Annotated in this window: 17 protein-coding genes; 8 read left to right on the top strand and 9 right to left on the bottom strand. The window is 68.9% G+C overall.

The window, feature by feature from the left end:
* Positions 1–154: 154 nt before the first annotated feature.
* Both ACLJRM_RS00750 and ACLJRM_RS00745 read right to left on the bottom strand, forming a co-directional pair.
* A complete protein-coding gene (locus ACLJRM_RS00750) occupies positions 155–1360 on the bottom strand; it encodes a class I SAM-dependent RNA methyltransferase (protein ID WP_410661899.1) in 1206 nt (401 codons plus the stop codon).
* Entirely contained in the window at positions 1357–3390 is a 2034-nt protein-coding gene (locus ACLJRM_RS00745; protein WP_101606608.1) for an APC family permease, read from the bottom strand. Before ACLJRM_RS00745 ends, ACLJRM_RS00750 begins: the two co-directional genes overlap by 4 nt.
* A 98-nt stretch (positions 3391–3488) precedes the next feature.
* On the opposite strand from ACLJRM_RS00745, the gene ACLJRM_RS00740 reads away from it, so the two are divergent.
* A complete protein-coding gene (locus ACLJRM_RS00740) occupies positions 3489–4154 on the top strand; it encodes a potassium channel family protein (RefSeq protein ID WP_101606607.1) in 666 nt (221 codons plus the stop codon).
* Positions 4154–4810: a potassium channel family protein gene (locus ACLJRM_RS00735; protein WP_007033567.1), complete on the top strand. Its 657-nt coding sequence runs from the start codon at positions 4154–4156 to the stop codon at positions 4808–4810. Before ACLJRM_RS00740 ends, ACLJRM_RS00735 begins: the two co-directional genes overlap by 1 nt.
* Here ACLJRM_RS00735 and ACLJRM_RS00730 read toward each other — a convergent pair.
* Together ACLJRM_RS00730 and ACLJRM_RS00725 are read right to left on the bottom strand one after the other, a co-directional pair.
* Positions 4807–5550 (bottom strand): DUF3159 domain-containing protein, encoded by a 744-nt coding sequence (locus tag ACLJRM_RS00730; RefSeq protein WP_101606606.1) that lies wholly within the window; start codon positions 5548–5550, stop codon positions 4807–4809. The two genes, ACLJRM_RS00735 and ACLJRM_RS00730, sit on opposite strands and share 4 nt — an antisense overlap.
* Before the next feature lie 9 nt (positions 5551–5559).
* Positions 5560–5940 carry an OB-fold nucleic acid binding domain-containing protein gene (locus ACLJRM_RS00725; RefSeq protein ID WP_034316985.1) on the bottom strand — a complete coding sequence of 127 codons (381 nt, stop codon included), beginning with the start codon at positions 5938–5940 and terminating at the stop codon, positions 5560–5562.
* Between the two features lie 103 nt (positions 5941–6043).
* Here ACLJRM_RS00725 and ACLJRM_RS00720 point away from each other — a divergent pair, with 103 nt between their 5' ends.
* Positions 6044–6757 carry an alpha/beta fold hydrolase gene (locus ACLJRM_RS00720; protein ID WP_199193127.1) on the top strand — a complete coding sequence of 238 codons (714 nt, stop codon included), beginning with the start codon at positions 6044–6046 and terminating at the stop codon, positions 6755–6757.
* On the opposite strand, the gene ACLJRM_RS00715 is transcribed toward ACLJRM_RS00720, so the two are convergent.
* The gene (locus ACLJRM_RS00715; protein ID WP_101606604.1) at positions 6754–7416 is read right to left on the bottom strand and encodes a DUF3710 domain-containing protein; all 663 of its coding nucleotides are present in this window, start codon (positions 7414–7416) and stop codon (positions 6754–6756) included. The genes ACLJRM_RS00720 and ACLJRM_RS00715 overlap by 4 nt on opposite strands.
* Positions 7416–7898 carry a dUTP diphosphatase gene (gene dut, locus ACLJRM_RS00710; protein WP_007033571.1) on the bottom strand — a complete coding sequence of 161 codons (483 nt, stop codon included), beginning with the start codon at positions 7896–7898 and terminating at the stop codon, positions 7416–7418. Before dut ends, ACLJRM_RS00715 begins: the two co-directional genes overlap by 1 nt.
* A 24-nt stretch (positions 7899–7922) precedes the next feature.
* On the opposite strand from dut, the gene ACLJRM_RS00705 reads away from it, so the two are divergent.
* Positions 7923–8417 (top strand): DUF3093 domain-containing protein, encoded by a 495-nt coding sequence (locus tag ACLJRM_RS00705; RefSeq protein WP_168214272.1) that lies wholly within the window; start codon positions 7923–7925, stop codon positions 8415–8417.
* Between the two features lie 102 nt (positions 8418–8519).
* On the opposite strand, the gene ACLJRM_RS00700 is transcribed toward ACLJRM_RS00705, so the two are convergent.
* Positions 8520–8828 carry a DUF4193 domain-containing protein gene (locus ACLJRM_RS00700; RefSeq protein ID WP_005164528.1) on the bottom strand — a complete coding sequence of 103 codons (309 nt, stop codon included), beginning with the start codon at positions 8826–8828 and terminating at the stop codon, positions 8520–8522.
* Between the two features lie 453 nt (positions 8829–9281).
* Between ACLJRM_RS00700 and cei the strand changes: the two genes are divergently transcribed.
* Complete coding sequence (cei, locus tag ACLJRM_RS00695) at positions 9282–9965, top strand: envelope integrity protein Cei (protein WP_101606603.1); 684 nt, start codon at positions 9282–9284, stop codon at positions 9963–9965.
* 79 nt (positions 9966–10044) lie between these two features.
* Here cei and ACLJRM_RS00690 read toward each other — a convergent pair whose 3' ends face one another.
* On the bottom strand, positions 10045–10863 hold the full coding sequence (locus tag ACLJRM_RS00690) for an inositol monophosphatase family protein (protein WP_101606602.1): 819 nt from the start codon (positions 10861–10863) through the stop codon (positions 10045–10047).
* A gap of 67 nt (positions 10864–10930) precedes the next feature.
* On the opposite strand from ACLJRM_RS00690, the gene ppgK reads away from it, so the two are divergent.
* The 3 genes from ppgK to ACLJRM_RS00675 all read left to right on the top strand — a co-directional run bounded on the left by ppgK (position 10931) and on the right by ACLJRM_RS00675 (position 13952).
* Positions 10931–11692 (top strand): polyphosphate--glucose phosphotransferase, encoded by a 762-nt coding sequence (gene ppgK / locus ACLJRM_RS00685; protein WP_168214538.1) that lies wholly within the window; start codon positions 10931–10933, stop codon positions 11690–11692.
* Between the two features lie 246 nt (positions 11693–11938).
* Complete coding sequence (locus ACLJRM_RS00680) at positions 11939–13339, top strand: RNA polymerase sigma factor (protein ID WP_101606600.1); 1401 nt, start codon at positions 11939–11941, stop codon at positions 13337–13339.
* Between the two features lie 94 nt (positions 13340–13433).
* Positions 13434–13952: a pyridoxamine 5'-phosphate oxidase family protein gene (locus ACLJRM_RS00675; RefSeq protein ID WP_101606599.1), complete on the top strand. Its 519-nt coding sequence runs from the start codon at positions 13434–13436 to the stop codon at positions 13950–13952.
* A gap of 2 nt (positions 13953–13954) precedes the next feature.
* Here ACLJRM_RS00675 and ACLJRM_RS00670 read toward each other — a convergent pair whose 3' ends face one another.
* Positions 13955–15154, bottom strand: coding sequence for a hypothetical protein (locus ACLJRM_RS00670; protein WP_101606598.1), 1200 nt, complete (start codon positions 15152–15154; stop codon positions 13955–13957).
* Between the last annotated feature and the right edge of the window lie 24 nt (positions 15155–15178).

Here is a 15178-nt window from a genome sequence, read left to right as displayed (position 1 = left end):
GAGCACGGGTCAGCCTCTCCCGCCGCGATCACCGAATACCGGAGCAAGAGATCTCGTTTCCCGAAATTCGAACACGAAACTCAGGATGACGAGCACCCGGCATCCGGACAAGCCGAACGAAGCCGATCCATTCCGACGGTCTACAAATAAGCCGTTATTGCAACAACGCAACGCATTCGACGTGCTGCGTCATCGGGAACGCGTCGAAAGCGCGCAGGTCCACCAGCCGGTAGCCGTGCCCGGCGAACAGCGCGATGTCCCTGGCCAGTGCCGCCGGGTCGCACGCGACGTAGACGATCCGGTCCGGTGAACCCTCCACAATGGACTCGACGACGGCCTTGCCCGCGCCCTTGCGCGGCGGGTCGAGGACGACGACGTCGACGGGTTTCGGGGCGTCGGCCAGCAGGTGTTCGACGCGGCCGGAGCGCCAGCGGACCTGCGGGAGGTCGGCCAGGTTCTCCTCGCCGTCCGACACGGCGCGGCGGCCGGATTCGATGGCCAGGACACGCCCGCGCGGGCCCACCTGCGAAGCGAGCACCGACGCGAAGAGGCCGACACCGGCGTACAGGTCCCACGCCACCCCATCGCGCGGGGCTTCGGCCCATTCCGCGACGACGGCGGCGAGCGTGTCGGCGGCGGCCGGGTGGACCTGCCAGAAGCCGTGGGCGTCGAGGCGCCAGTCGCGGCCGGCGGCGTGCTGGACGGCGAGGCCGCCCGCGAGCTGCCGCGACTTGGTCTTCCCGTGGACCGTCGACAGGTCGCGAAGGTGCACGTGCCCCGCGCCGTCCTTGGTGACCTCGATTTCGCTGCCGGGCCGCCACTTCCGCGAAACCACGTCGTCGAGCGCGCCGGGAACGGTGATCGGGCAGTCGTCGATCGCGATCACGCGGTGACTGTGGTGTGCCCGGAAGCCCGCGCGGCCGTCCTTGCCCGCGACGAGCCGGACGCGGCTGCGCCAGTCCAACGGGCCGCCCTCGAGTGCCTCGACGACGACTTCGCGCTCGATCCCGGCCAGCCTCTTCAGCTGCTCCATGACCACCGCGGCCTTGAGTTCACGCTGATGCGAGGGGGTGGCGTGCTGCCAATCGCAGCCGCCGCACTCCCCCGGCGCCGCGAGCGGGCACGGCGGCTCCACGCGTTCCGGTGAGGCCTCCAGGACCTCGATCGCGTCGGCGCGGCAGAACGCGCCGCCCTTGTCCTCGGTGACCGAGGCCAGCACCCGCTCGCCGGGCAGCGCGTGCCGCACGAACACGACCCGGCCCTCCGCCCGCGCGACGCAGTGCCCGCCGTGCGCCACCGCGCCGACCTCCAGCTCGATCGTCCGTCCGAGCCACGTACCGGTCGACGCGTCCACACTCATTCTGATTTTTCCTTGTCCTTCGGCTTTTCGGTCTGCTTGACCACGGGGGAGAAACCGCGCCGCACGTCGCCTGCCGCGGGGCGCGCCTTCCGGTCGCGTTTGATCGCCTTTTCCGACGATTCGAGCTGCCACGGCACGCTGGTCACCATGACACCGGGCTGGAACAGCAGGCGTCCCTTGAGCCGCAGCGCGCTCTGGTTGTGCAGCACCTGCTCCCACCAGTGCCCGACCACGTACTCGGGGATGAACACGGTCACCACATTGCGCGGATTGTCGCCACGGACACGTTTCACGTAGTCCAGCACGGGCTTCGTGATCTCGCGGTACGGCGATTCGATCACCTTCAGCGGCACCTTGAAATTGTGGTCGTCCCATTCCTGGACGAGTTTGCGCGTCTCCATGTCGTCGACGTTCACGGTGACCGCTTCGAGGACGTCGGGCCGCACGGCCTTGGCGTAGGAAAGCGCGCGCAGGGTCGGCAGGTGCAGTTTCGAAATCAGCACGATCGCGTGGTTGCGCGAAGGCAATACGACCGGCTTCCGGTCCATTTCGCGCAATTCCTCGGCGACCCGGTCGTAGTGCTTCCGGATCGCGGTCATCAGGATGTAGATCGCCACCATCGCCGCGATCGCGATCCAGGCACCGAGCAGGAACTTGGTGATCAGCACGATGATCAGCACGGTTCCGGTCATCGTGAGCCCGACGGCGTTGACCGTCTGCGAACGCCGCATCCGCCGCCGCACGGCCGGGTCCGTCTCCCTCGCCAGCAAGCGGTTCCAATGCCGGATCATGCCCGCCTGGCTGATCGTGAAGGAGACGAACACGCCCACGATGTAGAGCTGGATGAGCTTCGTGACCTCGGCGTCGAACGCGATGATCAGCACCAGCGCGAACGCCGCGAGGAACAGGATGCCGTTGGAGAACGCCAGCCTGTCGCCCCGGGTGTGCAGCTGACGCGGCAGGTACCGGTCCTGCGCGAGGATCGAGCCGAGCACCGGGAAGCCGTTGAACGCGGTGTTCGCGGCCAGCAGCAGGATGATGCCGGTGACGAAGGAGATGTAGTAGAACGCCGGGGTGAAGTCGGAGAACACCGCCTGCGCGATCTGCGCGACGATCGTCTTCTGCTCGTAGCCCGCCGGGGTGCCCGTCAGCTGGGTTTCCGGGTGCTCGGCGAATTTGACGTCGGTGATGATCGCCAGCGTGATGATGCCGACCAGCATCGTCACCGCGAGCACGCCCATCATCAGCAGCGTGGTCGCGGCGTTCTTCGATTTCGGCTTCCGGAACGCGGGGACGCCGTTGCTGATCGCCTCGACCCCGGTCAGGGCCGCGGCGCCGGAGGAGAACGTCCGCAGCAGCAGGAAGAAGAACGCGAAACCGGTCAAGGAGGCTTCTTCGTGCAGCTCGAAGGAGGAGCTCTCGGCCCGCATGTCGGCGCCGGAGGCCGCCTCGATCAGCCCCCAGATCACCATGCCGAGAATGCCGATGATGAATCCGTAGACCGGGATGGCGAAGGTTTTGCCCGATTCGCGAACTCCGCGCAGATTCAGCGCGGTCAGCACGACCACGATGACGACCGCGAAAATCACCTTGTGCTGCGCCACCCACGGGATGGCCGAACCGATGTTCGCCACCCCGGACGACGTCGAAACCGCCACGGTGAGCACGTAATCGACCAGCAGCGCGCTGGCCACGGTGAGCCCGAATTTGCCGCCGAGGTTGGTGTTGGCGACTTCGTAGTCACCGCCGCCGCTGGGATAGGCGTGCACGTTCTGCCGGTAGGAAGCGACCACGACCAGCATGACGAGCGCGACGGCGACCCCGATCCAGGGCGCGAACGCGTACGCGGACAGGCCGGCGACGCTGAGCGTCAGAAAGATTTCCTCAGGCGCGTAGGCGACGCTCGACAACGCGTCGGACGCGAAAATCGGCAGCGCGATGCGCTTCGGCAGCAGCGTATGCGAGAGGCGGTCACTCCGGAATGGACGTCCGAGGACTAGCCGCTTCAATACGGTCGGGAACTTCGACACCGCAGAAGCGTAACGGGCGGTGCTCACGGTAGGTTCGGCGCTGGTGTGTCTGGGTACCTGCGGACGGGTGAAACGTCCGCGAACTAAGGAGGCAGGGCGTGCACGTGGTGATCATGGGATGCGGCCGGGTCGGCGCATCCCTGGCCGCGGCGCTGGAGCGACTGGGGCACGAGGTCGCCGTCATCGACAAGAGCAGGCAGTCGTTCCGGCGGCTCGGGAGTGATTTCCACGGTCAGCAGGTGGTCGGCGTCGGATTCGACCGCCAGGTGCTGATCGAGGCCGGGATCGAACGCGCGGGTGCTTTCGCGGCGGTGTCCAGTGGCGACAACTCCAACATCATCTCGGCGAGGGTGGCCAGGGAGAACTTCGGCATCGACAAGGTCGTCGCCAGGATCTACGACCACAAGCGCGCGGCGGTCTACGAACGGCTGGGCATCCCGACCGTGGCGACCGTCCCGTGGACGACCGACCGGTTCCTGCGCACCCTGCTTCCCGACGGCGTCGCCTCGGAGTGGCGGGACCCGTCCGGCAGCGTCGCGCTGCTGCAGCTCCCGCTGCACGAGGGGTGGATCGGGCACAGCGTGCGCGATCTGCAGGACACCACCGGCGCGCGGGTCGCGTTCATCATGCGGTTCGGCACCGCCGTGCTGCCCGACACCAAGGCCGTGATCCAGGCCGACGACGTCGTGTACGTCGCCGCGAAATCGGGCACTGTCAGCGACGTGACCACCGTCGCCGCTCGCGAACCGGAAGAGGAGAACTGATGCGGGTCGCGATTGCCGGGGCGGGCGCGGTGGGCCGGTCGATCGCCGCGGAGCTGATCGACGGGCGCCACCAGGTGATGCTCATCGAGCGCGAGGCCGACCAGTTCGAGCCGCACACCGTCGAGCAGGCGGACTGGGTGCTGGGCGACGCGTGCGAGGTGTCGATCCTCGAGGAGTCCGGGATCGAGCAGTGCGACGTCGTGATCGCCGCGACCGGTGACGACAAGGCGAACCTGGTGGTGTCGCTGCTGGCGAAGACCGAGTTCGCGGTGCGCCGGGTGGTGGCGCGGGTGAACAACCCGGCCAACGAATGGCTGTTCAACGACGCCTGGGGCGTCGATGTCGCCGTGTCGACCCCGCGGATGCTCGCGGCGATGGTCGAGGAGGCGGTGAGCGTCGGCGATCTGGTGCGGCTCATGACGTTCCGGCAGAGCCAGGCGAACCTGGTCGAACTCACCCTCCCGGAGGAGACCCCGCTGGCGGGCAAGGCCGTCAGCGAGATCAACCTGCCGCGTGACGCCGCGCTGGTGACGATCCTGCGCGGTGACCGGGTGATCGTGCCGCAGCCCGAAGACCCGCTGGAGCCGGGTGACGAGCTGCTGTTCGTGGCGACGTCGGACGTGGAGCCGGAGATCCGGACCGCTCTGGGGTATTAGGCCGAGTCGGGCGCCTGCGCGTACTTGGCGCGCAGGCGCGCCTCGACCTCTTCGTCGGTCTCCTCGGCGGGTGCTTCTTCCGCGAGGGCCTTGAGGTGCTTGTCCGACCGCCGCACCGCCCAGACGACGGCGAGCAGGCCGAGCGCGTACAGCGGGTACCCCATCGCGATCTTCGCGAAGGCCAGCCAGCCGGTGTAGTCCTCGTCGTAGAGCCAGCGCTGGACGACGAACCGGGCGCCGAAGATCAGTGCCATCGCACCGGTCGCGATCGAATAGGCGATCAGCGACTTCTTGTCCTTGCGCCAGGCGTGGCCGCTGCCGTTGAGCGCGTTCCACACCACGCCGGCCAGCGGCCAGCGGACGACGATCGACAGCACGAAGACCCCGAAGTAGACCAGGCTCGTCCAGATGCCGAACAGGAAGAAGCCCTTGGCCGATCCGGTCCGGTAGGCGATGAACGCCGCGATCGCCACCCCGAAGAACCCGGAGATGGCGGGCTGCAGCGGCTCCTTGCGGACGATCCGCAGCACGGTGATCGCCACCGCGCTGCCGACCGCGGCCCAGATGCCCACCGTGAGACCGAAGATGGCGTTCGCGATCACGAACACGATGACCGGCAGCGAGGAATAGAACAGCCCCGACAGCCCACCCATCTGTTCCAGCAGGGTGGGCTGAGGCTTTTTGTCGTCGTCGTCCGGTTTCCCGGTGTTCTTCTGCTCGCCGCCGGCGGGTTCAGTCACGATACGGGATCAACTCACAGGGCTCTGAAGTTCGTAATAAGGGTTGTAAAGCACCTTCTGACCATCACGTTCGGCCATCCGGCCGCGCACCTTGATGGTTCGCCCGGGTTCGATTCCGGGGATCCGGCGGCGTCCGAGCCAGATTAGCGTCACACCCTGCGTGCCGTCGAACAGCTCGGCCTGCAGTGTCGCGGCCTCGTTGGTCGGGCAGAGCTCCACGCTGCGGAGCCTGCCGAGCACCGTCACCTCTTGACCCGACCGGCAGTCACAGGCGCGCTGCGCGCCGCCGGCCTCGGATTTTTCGGACAGGTCGTCGGCGTCGAGATCCTCGACGTCGCTGGTCAGCTTGCGAACCAACCGGCTGAAGTAGCCGCCGTCTTTGGCGGACATAACGGTGCTCCTGTGCTCCGGGGCCCCCGACTTGAACGGCCCGTGCGTAATCCAGCGTAACTGTGCTCAAGCCAGGGAAACCGGTTTGGGAGAAGATCGCAACGTGACCTCCGCTATTCCGCCTACGACGGCAGTAGTACTCCCCGGCACCGGGTCCGACGAAGTGTTCGTGCGCAGCGTGTTCTCGGGTCCGCTGCGGGCACTGGGCATCCGGTTGCTCGCCCCGCCGCCTCCTCCGGGAGACCGTCTCGCGGACGGCTATCTCGAGGAGCTGGACAGGCTGTCCGGCGAGCACGGTCCGCTGCTCGTCGGCGGCATTTCGTTCGGCGCGCATCTCTCCGCGGAGTGGGCGGCGCGCAATCCGGGCCGCTGCACCGGCCTGCTCGCCGCGCTCCCGGCCTGGAACGGCCCCGCCGGGCAAGCACCCGCGTCGCTCGCCGCGCGGCTGTCAGCGGATCTGGTGGCCGAAAACGGGGTCGACGGCGCACTGGCGAAATCGGCGGACGGCGTGCCGGAGTGGCTTTCGGCGGAACTCGGCCGCGCGTGGCGGCGGCACGGTGCCGGACTGGCGGCGAGCCTGCGGACGGCGGCGGCCCATCCCGCCCCGGCGCTCGAAGACCTGAAAGGGCTCGACGTGCCCGCGGGGATCGGCGCGTGCGTGGACGATCCGATCCATCCGGCCGGGGTCGCCCGTGCCTGGGCGGACGCCCTGCCGCGCGCCGAGGTCGGCGAGTCGACGCTCACCGCCCTCGGCGCGGACCGGGAATCACTGGGCCGGGCGACCGTGCTGGCCTGGCTCAAAGCCTCGCGAAACTAAGCCTGCTGCTCGGCGATGTGCTGCGCGACGGCGTCGGGCAGCGTGATGGTCAGCGGGGTGCGGACCGGCATCGGCGCGTCACCGCGGTCGATGATGGTGTGCCGCACGATCTCGCGCAGCACCGCGGGCGCCTGCGACGCCTGCGACTGCGGTCCGGCGATGACACCGCGGAGCATCCAGCGCGGTCCGTCGACCCCGACGAACCGCAGCGCGACGTCACCGACGATCGCGGACAGCTCCAGTCCCCACTCCCCCATGCCGACCGAGACCTTGGCGCCGTCGGCCCGCAGCTGCTCGGTGAGCTCGGTGCTGACGTCCTTCCAGAGGCCGCCGGACCGGGGTGCCGCGTAACCGCTGACGGTGATCTGCCCCTGTTCGGTGACGACGTGCACCGCGCGGACGCCGCCGCTGTCCGGGTCCATCTCGACCTGGACCTGGGAACCGTCGGGTACCGGCACCTTGACCGAACCGAGGTCGATCCTCGGGATGCCGTCCTCGGGCGCGTCCGCGACGTCGAAGGGGCCGTCCGCGGTCTCCGACAGCTGGGCCTCGATCTCCTCGCCGCTGTCCGCGCTGTCGAAGCCGGGGCGGTCCTCGGCCTCGGGCGCGGCGTGCCGTCCGCTGGGCTTGGCCTCGCGCTTGCGTCCGAAAATCCCCACTAGTTCTCCGTTCCTTCCCTGGCTCCGGCTCCCAGTGTGGCGTGTCCGCCCGTGGAGCCATACCCTCCCTCGCCGCGCTCGGACGGCTCGAGTTCGGCGACCTCGACGAATTCGGCCTGTTCGACCCGTTGCACGACCAGCTGCGCGATCCGGTCGCCGCGGGTGAGCACGACCTTCTCGGAGAGATCATGGTTGATCAGGCAGACGCGGATCTCACCGCGGTACCCGGAGTCGATCGTGCCCGGGGTGTTGACGACCGAGAGGCCGACACGGGCCGCCAAGCCCGAGCGCGGGTGGACGAAACCCGCGTACCCGGGCGGAAGGGCGATCGCGACGCCCGTTCCGACCACGCCGCGTTCACCGGGCGCGAGGACGAGATCCGAAGTGGTGACGAGGTCGGCGCCCGCGTCGCCGGGGCGCGCGTAGGCGGGAAGGGGGACCGAAGGATCGATCCGGGAAAGCAGTACCTGAACGGTGGACACGGGCGGCGAGACTACCCTGAACGCGTGGGTGAAAGCGTGAACACGGCCGAAGGCGGCGCCGTCAAGCATTCAGAGCGGCTCTACGTCCCGTGGTGGGGCTGGCCGTTGCCGCTGCTGGGCGGCGGGCTGCTGGCGGCGGAGATCGACATGGGTTATCCCGGGCTCCGCGGCTGGCTGCCGTACGTGGTGCTGATCCCCGCGGTGATCGCGCTGATGGTCTCGCTCGGCCGGTCCCGCGTGCGGGTGACCGGAGGAGACGAGCCGGAGCTGTGGCTGCGCGACGCGCATCTGCCGCTGAAGTTCGTCGGCGACGTCGACGTGATCGACAAGGAAGCGAAGCGGAAGGCGCTCGGCCGCGACGCGGATCCGGCGGCCTTCGTGCTGCACCGGGGCTGGGTCGGCCCGGTCGTGCGGGTCTGGCTCACCGACCCCGACGACCCGACGCCGTACTGGCTGTTCAGCACCCGGAACCCGGAGAAGGTGGCCGCGCTGCTCCGCCAGCCCGCCTCGAAGTCCTAGAAAACACCCTGGCAAAGGAAAGGGGGCCGGCCTCGCGGCCGGCCCCCTTATTCCTGTTCAGATCCCGAAACCCCTGTCGCGCCGTCCCCTGTGCCCGTAGGCTCAGGCGCAGTCGCGGCAGATGAGCCGTCCGCCACTCTCCTCCGCCAGCCTGCTGCGGTGATGCACCAGGAAGCAGACGGAGCAGGTGAACTCGTCGGCCTGCTTGGGCACGACCTTCACGGTCAGGTCCTCACCGGAAAGTCCGGAGAGGTCCGCGCCCGGCAGTTCGAAGTTTTCGGCGGTCGCGTCCTCGTCGACGTCCACGACGCCGGACTGGTTTTCGTTGCGCCGTGCCTTCAGCTCTTCCAACGAGTCTTCGGCCAGCTCGTCGGCTTCGCTGCGGCGCGGAGCGTCGTAGTCGGTCGCCATTTGTCCCTCACCCCTGCGATGCTTTCGATGTCAGATGGCCCGGACCCTCGAGCGCGCGGCTCGTGAGTCCTTCGTGCCGCTGGTTAACGTCCCAGCGCCCCTGTTTGTGCCCGACTGGGCAGTGAGCGAGGTCTCTCTTTTGCGCCTCTTACTGCCGCCTGAGCCCGCGAAGGGTAGCTCACGCCGATACCGGCTCTGCAACGAGTCAGACATTGCTGCGATTACGTCACCCAACAGGGGGAACCCGGTCTTGAGACGCCTGTCGTCCGAATGGGTTGCCCCCGCGTCGGGAACCTCACCCCATGGGCCCGGCCGCTTGCCCGGAGCGGTCGTCGCGTGGTGCTATCCGGAGGCCCGCGCCGCTCAGCTTCGCCGCAACGCCTAGGCTGATCGGACACGATGGTGAGATGAAGCACCGTCCGGGGATCCGGGCTTTGGGGAAGGGACTGGCAGGTGGCGTCGGGGAACGGCATCGGGGACCGCGGGGCGAGGCCGTACCGCAAGCACAAGCCGCTGCCCGCACTCATCGTGATCGGGGTGCTGGCGCTCGGCGCGGTGATCGTTTGGGTGAATGTCGTGGCGGGCAGGTCCGATATCGACGCCAGGGTCCGTTGTGATCCGCCGCCCATCCCGCAGCAAGGTGTCACCTACTCGCAGATGGCGCACGACGGACTGGACGACCGCGCGCCGGTCCCGCCGGACAAGGTCGCCGTCCAGGTGCTCAACGGCTCCCAGGTGCGCGGCCAGGGCGGCATCGCCACCAACACGCTCAGGGAGCTGGGTTTCTCCCAGATAGTCGATCCCGCCAGCGACCCGGCCTACAAGGACGCGGAAGCCAAGTGCCGCGGCCAGATCCGCTTCGGCGAGAACGGCGCGGCCGCGGCCCGCACGCTGAGCCTGGTGGTCCCGTGCGCCGAACTGGTCAAGGACAACCGCAAGGACGCTTCGGTCACGCTCACCACCGGCACCCTGCTCGGCGACATCCGCCCGAAGGCGGAGGCCCGCAAGGTCCTCGACCAGCTCACGCAGTGGTCGAAGGCGCAGCAGGGCAGCGGCGGCGGTGAGCAGTCGGCGGGCGGCGGCGCGCCGGTGATCGACCAGGCACTGCTGAAGGCCGCTCGCGAAGCCCCCTGCTGAGCCGTACCCCCAATGCCATGAAAGGCCCGTTACTTGCAAATTTTGCAAGTAACGGGCCTTTCATAGCGTCCGGCACCCGTTAGATCACGCCGACGCCCGAGTCGATCAGCGCTTGACGTAGCGGCGTCGCGATCGAGGGCGCCACCGCGAAGGTCGCGTCCGGTCCCAGCTCGGCGTCTTCACCCGGAAGCGAGACCAGGGCCCCCGCCTCGGCGGCGATGAGCGCTCCCGCGGCCCAGTCCCACTGCCCGAGGCCGTGTTCGACGTAGGCGTCCAGCCAGCCCGCCGCGACCGCGCACAGGTCGAGCGAGGCGGCGCCGTTGCGCCGGATGTCGCGGACCCGGGTGGCCAGTTCGGCGACGAACCCGGCCTGCTTCGTACGCCGTTCCACCTTGTAGGCGAATCCGGTGCCGACGAGCGTCAGATCGAGCCGTTCCGGGGAGTTGACCGACAGCGGCCGCCCGTCGAGGAACGCGCCCTGCCCGCGCGCGGCGGTCCAGCGGCGCCCGCTGACCGGTTCGACGACGGCGCCCGCCACCGACACCCCGCCGACCTGCGCGGCCACCGACACGGCGAACCACGGCAGGCCGTAGAGGAAGTTCACCGTCCCGTCGATCGGGTCGACCACCCAGGTCACCCCGTCGCCGGCGACCCCTCCGCCCTCCTCGCCGAGCACGGCGTCGTCCGGGCGCAGTTCGGCGAGCCGCGCGCGCACCAGCCGTTCCGACTCGTGGTCCACCGCGGTCACCACGTCGGTGTCGGCGGACTTGGTGTCCACCCGCACCTCGCGGCCCGCGTTCATCCCGGTCCAGGCCTCGTGGACCAGTTCGGCGGCCTCGCCCGCGACACGCTCGGCGACACCCTTCAGCAACGTCTCGTCAACTCCCACGTCCGCCATGTCACCACATCCGGTTAAAGTCTCCGAGGCAGGCTTCTGAATCGTGCGAGAAGGGACCACGTCCGTGGTGGAGGCGACCCGAGGTTTCGGTATCGACATCGGCGGCAGCGGGATCAAGGGCGCGCTGGTCGACTTGGCGGAGGGACAGCTGATCGGCGACCGGATCCGGTTCGACACGCCGAAGCCGTCGACGCCCGAGGCGGTGGCGGACGTCGTCGCGGAGATCACCGGCCAGGCGGGCTGGGACGGGCCCGTCGGGGTCACGCTGCCCGCGGTGGTCAAGAAGGGCGTCGCGCACACCGCGGCCAACATCGACCACAAGTGGATCGGCACCGACGCCGACGCCCTGTTCGCCAAGCGCCTCGGCCGCGGCGTGGACGACATCGCGATGCTGAACGACGCCGACGCCGCGGGCATGGCCGAGATCCGCTGGGGCGACCCGGTCGCGCGGCGTGGCGTGACGGCGCTGCTGACCTTCGGCACCGGCATCGGCAGCGCGGTCTTCCAGGACGGCAAGCTCGTGCCCAACACGGAGTTCGGCCACATCGAGGTCGACGGTTTCGACGCGGAGAAGAAGGCCGCGGCGTCGGTGAAGGACAACGAGGACCTGTCGTATCCCCAATGGGCGGAACGGGTGAACAGGTATCTCACCGTGCTGGAAAACCTGATCTGGCCGGATCTGTTCATCGTCGGCGGCGGGGTCAGCAAGAAGTCGCACAAGTGGGTCCCGCTGCTGGACATCCGCACGCCGGTGCTCGTCGCGTCCCTGCAGAACAACGCGGGCATCGTCGGCGCGGCGGCCGCCGCCGCGGAGGGCATCGAGCACTGACGCGCCCGTGCTGACATCCGCGCCGCGGATGTCACTTCGGCGGGTCGGACGGCGTGTCGCGCCCGCCGGGTGGTGATCCGCGCCGCGACGCTGTCACGTATCGTCGTTACAATGGAACACGGCCCACGGCGGCGGCACCCACGAGAACGAGGGAAACCGCAGGCCGAGGGGTGTTCCCCGAAGTTTGAGGCAGCCGAGACCATCACGCCTCGGCTCGTCATGTTCGACCGCTGCGAAAGGGCGTAAGTGGCAGCCGCAAGAACCGCAACCCGAAGCGGGACGAAGACAGCGACCGCAACCGGCGAGCCGGCCGACGAGGCAGCCACCGGCGAGGCGAAGCCCGCTGCGCGCAAGACCGCCGCCAAGGCGGCAGGCGCGAAGAAGGCCCCGGCGAAGAAGGCTCCGGCCAAGAAACCCACCACCAAGGGCGCCAAGACCGAAGACGGCGAACCGGAAGACGGTCCTGGCGAGCTCGACGAAGCCGACCTCGAAACCCCGGATCTGTCCGACCTCGAAGAGGTCGAGGTGGACGTCGTCGACGCGACCGTCACCGAGGAGACGGAAGAGGACGCGGAGTCCGAGGAGGACGTCGAAGAGACGCCTCCCCGCGGTCGCCGCACCTCGACCGACAAGAACGCCGGAAAGACCTCCGACAACCCGGACTTCGTCTGGGACGAGGAAGAGTCCGAGGCGCTGCGCCAGGCCCGTAAGGACGCCGAGCTCACCGCTTCGGCCGACTCGGTCCGCGCGTACCTCAAGCAGATCGGCAAGGTCGCCCTGCTGAACGCCGAGGAGGAGGTGGAGCTCGCCAAGCGCATCGAGGCCGGGCTCTACGCCGCCGAACGCGTCCGCAACGCCGAGGAGGAGGGCGAGAAACTCGTCACCCAGATGCGGCGCGACCTCAAGTGGATCGTGCGTGACGGTGAGCGGGCGAAGAACCACCTCCTGGAGGCGAACCTCCGGCTCGTGGTCTCGCTGGCCAAGCGCTACACCGGTCGTGGCATGGCGTTCCTGGACCTGATCCAGGAGGGCAACCTCGGTCTGATCCGCGCGGTCGAGAAGTTCGACTACACCAAGGGCTACAAGTTCTCCACGTACGCCACCTGGTGGATCCGTCAGGCGATCACCCGCGCGATGGCCGACCAGGCCCGCACCATCCGTATCCCGGTGCACATGGTCGAGGTCATCAACAAACTCGGCCGTATACAGCGTGAGCTGTTGCAGGACCTCGGTCGCGAGCCCACCCCCGAAGAGCTCGCGAAGGAAATGGACATCTCCCCGGAGAAGGTCCTCGAGATCCAGCAGTACGCCCGCGAGCCGATCTCGCTCGACCAGACCATCGGCGACGAGGGCGACTCGCAGCTCGGTGACTTCATCGAAGACTCCGAGGCCGTCGTCGCGGTCGACGCGGTGTCGTTCACGCTGCTGCAGGACCAGCTCCAGTCGGTGCTGCAGACGCTGTCCGAACGTGAGGCGGGTGTGGTGCGGCTGCGGTTCGGCCTCACCGACGGCCAGCCGCGCACGCTCGACGAGATCGGCCAGGTGTACGGGGTGACCCGTGAGCGCATCCGGCAGATCGAGTCGAAGACGATGTCGAAGCTGCGTCACCCGTCGCGTTCGCAGGTGCTGCGCGACTACCTGGACTAGGTCCCAGGCTCACGAAAACCCCGTCACCGTTTTCCGGTGACGGGGTTTTTCGCGTCCGCTGTCGATTCGCGGCCCGCCCGTTCGACGCGTTGGTATGACGAAACCTCACGCGACCAAGAACCTCGACCGCTACGGCTCCGCGGAACTGCCCTGGAGCCGCCCCCGCGACATCCTCACCGAGGACACTCCCACCGCCGACCTGACCTTCTTCGTGACGACCGTGCGACCCGACGGGCGGCCGCACTCGGCGGGTGTCGGTGCCGTCTGGCTGGACGACACCCTGTACTTCAAGGGCGGGCCGGGCACTCGCCGGTCCCGCAACCTGGCGGTGAACCCGGCATGCGCCGTTTCGGTGCGCCTGCGGGGAATCGATCTCACGATGGAAGGCGAGGCGCGCCGGGTCACCGAACCCGCGACGCTGGAGCGGGTGGCGGCGGTCTACCGGACGGGCGGCTGGCCCGCGACGGTGGAGGGCGACGCGCTCACGGCTCCTTTCAGCGCGCCCAGCGCGGGAGCCCCGCCGTGGCACCTGTACCGCCTCACCCTGCACCGCGCCATCGGCGTGGCGGGCGCCGAACCGTACGGCGCCACGCGCTGGGACTTCACCCCGTGAGCTCAGGGCCTCCCGGTCAGCGTGGTCCACGGGACGTGCACGGTCACCCGTTCCCGGAGCTGCTCGTTCATCAGCCACAGCTCCCCCGTCGCCGGCCAGTACGACAGGTTCTGGGAGTTCACCGGCGCCTTCCCGCTCAGCCTCGACGTCGAGGTGCCGCCGACGCCACCGTGCAGGCACGCCGGATGGTCACCCGCCACCCCGGCGTACTCGGGGCAGGTGCCGGTCATCACGAAGTACCCGTTGCGCGCCACCGTTCCCTGCATGCCCCACACCGGCGACACGAATCCTTCCTTCGCGTGCACGGTGCCGTCGGCCGACAGCTTCGGCAGGCCGGTCGCGCGGTCGAACGGCCACCGCAGCACCCGGCTGCCCGCCGCCTTGGGCACGTGTTCGGAGGTCACGATCGAGCTGTCACCGTGGTCGAACGACATCGTCGACAGACAGGGCCGCGGTCCGGTCGCGGTGGTGCACGTTCCGCCGCCGGGGTACCAGTAGGCGCCGACCTGCGGCATCGCGTAGTCGTAGAACGCCGCGTGGTACTTGCCGTCCGGGCCCTTCCCGACGACGCCGGAACTGTCGTCGACCTTCCAGAAGTGCGTCGTGTCGAAGACCCGCACCACTCCACCGGTCGTCGCGACGAACAGCCGGTTCCCGATCCAGGTCATCCCGTGCCCGTGTCCCTGCACGACGGCGAAGTTGTCGTCCGACGTGGGCTCGACGAGCAGGACGTGCCGGTACCCCAGGCCGGTGGCGTCCACAAAGGACAGCCGGACCATGGTGTCGCCGGGCGTGTGCCAGGACGTCGCCACGACCCGCTTGCCGCCGACCTTGCCGGTCGCCGCGTCGGCGTCGCCGGAACCGGTCAGTCCCTGCGGGATCCAGTCGTTGGTCTTGTCGTCGCCCGCGTCCTCCCAGCAGAATCCCGCCGGTTTCAGCGCGGCCGCGAGATACGTGCCGTGGCACAGCGGCCGCGCCTTCCGGTTGGCCGACGACAGGATCTCCGGCAAGCCGCGCGGCGGGAGCTTTTTCTCCAGCGCGGCGATCCGGGCGCCGTAGACGTCGAAGGCCGAACCCGGCGTCCAGCGGTAGCCGTCGACCGTGGCCGCGTCCATCCTCGGGAAGGCGGCCGCGGCGGAGGCGACCCCGGGGACGAGGGCGAACACCAGCAGAAGTGAAGCGAGAAGTCCCAGCCTCTTCATGCCGCGAGCCTCCCGGCCGCGCGC

The sequence above is a fragment of the Amycolatopsis sp. lyj-84 genome (genome assembly GCF_046549075.1).
In the GTDB taxonomy this organism is placed as follows: Bacteria; Actinomycetota; Actinomycetes; order Mycobacteriales; family Pseudonocardiaceae; genus Amycolatopsis.
This window is presented reverse-complemented; position numbering and strand designations above follow the sequence as displayed.

Excerpts from the sequence above, each read along its gene's own strand:
- ACLJRM_RS00735 (WP_007033567.1), top strand. The coding sequence starts at position 4,154 with ATGCGGGTCGCGATTGCCGGGGCGGGCGCGGTGGGCCGGTCGATCGCC.
- ACLJRM_RS00675 (WP_101606599.1), top strand. The coding sequence starts at position 13,434 with ATGACGAAACCTCACGCGACCAAGAACCTCGACCGCTACGGCTCCGCG.
- ACLJRM_RS00725 (WP_034316985.1), bottom strand. The coding sequence starts at position 5,940 with ATGTCCGCCAAAGACGGCGGCTACTTCAGCCGGTTGGTTCGCAAGCTG.
- ACLJRM_RS00670 (WP_101606598.1), bottom strand. The coding sequence starts at position 15,154 with ATGAAGAGGCTGGGACTTCTCGCTTCACTTCTGCTGGTGTTCGCCCTC.
- ACLJRM_RS00700 (WP_005164528.1), bottom strand. The coding sequence starts at position 8,828 with ATGGCGACCGACTACGACGCTCCGCGCCGCAGCGAAGCCGACGAGCTG.
- ACLJRM_RS00690 (WP_101606602.1), bottom strand. The coding sequence starts at position 10,863 with ATGGCGGACGTGGGAGTTGACGAGACGTTGCTGAAGGGTGTCGCCGAG.
- ACLJRM_RS00750 (WP_410661899.1), bottom strand. The coding sequence starts at position 1,360 with ATGAGTGTGGACGCGTCGACCGGTACGTGGCTCGGACGGACGATCGAG.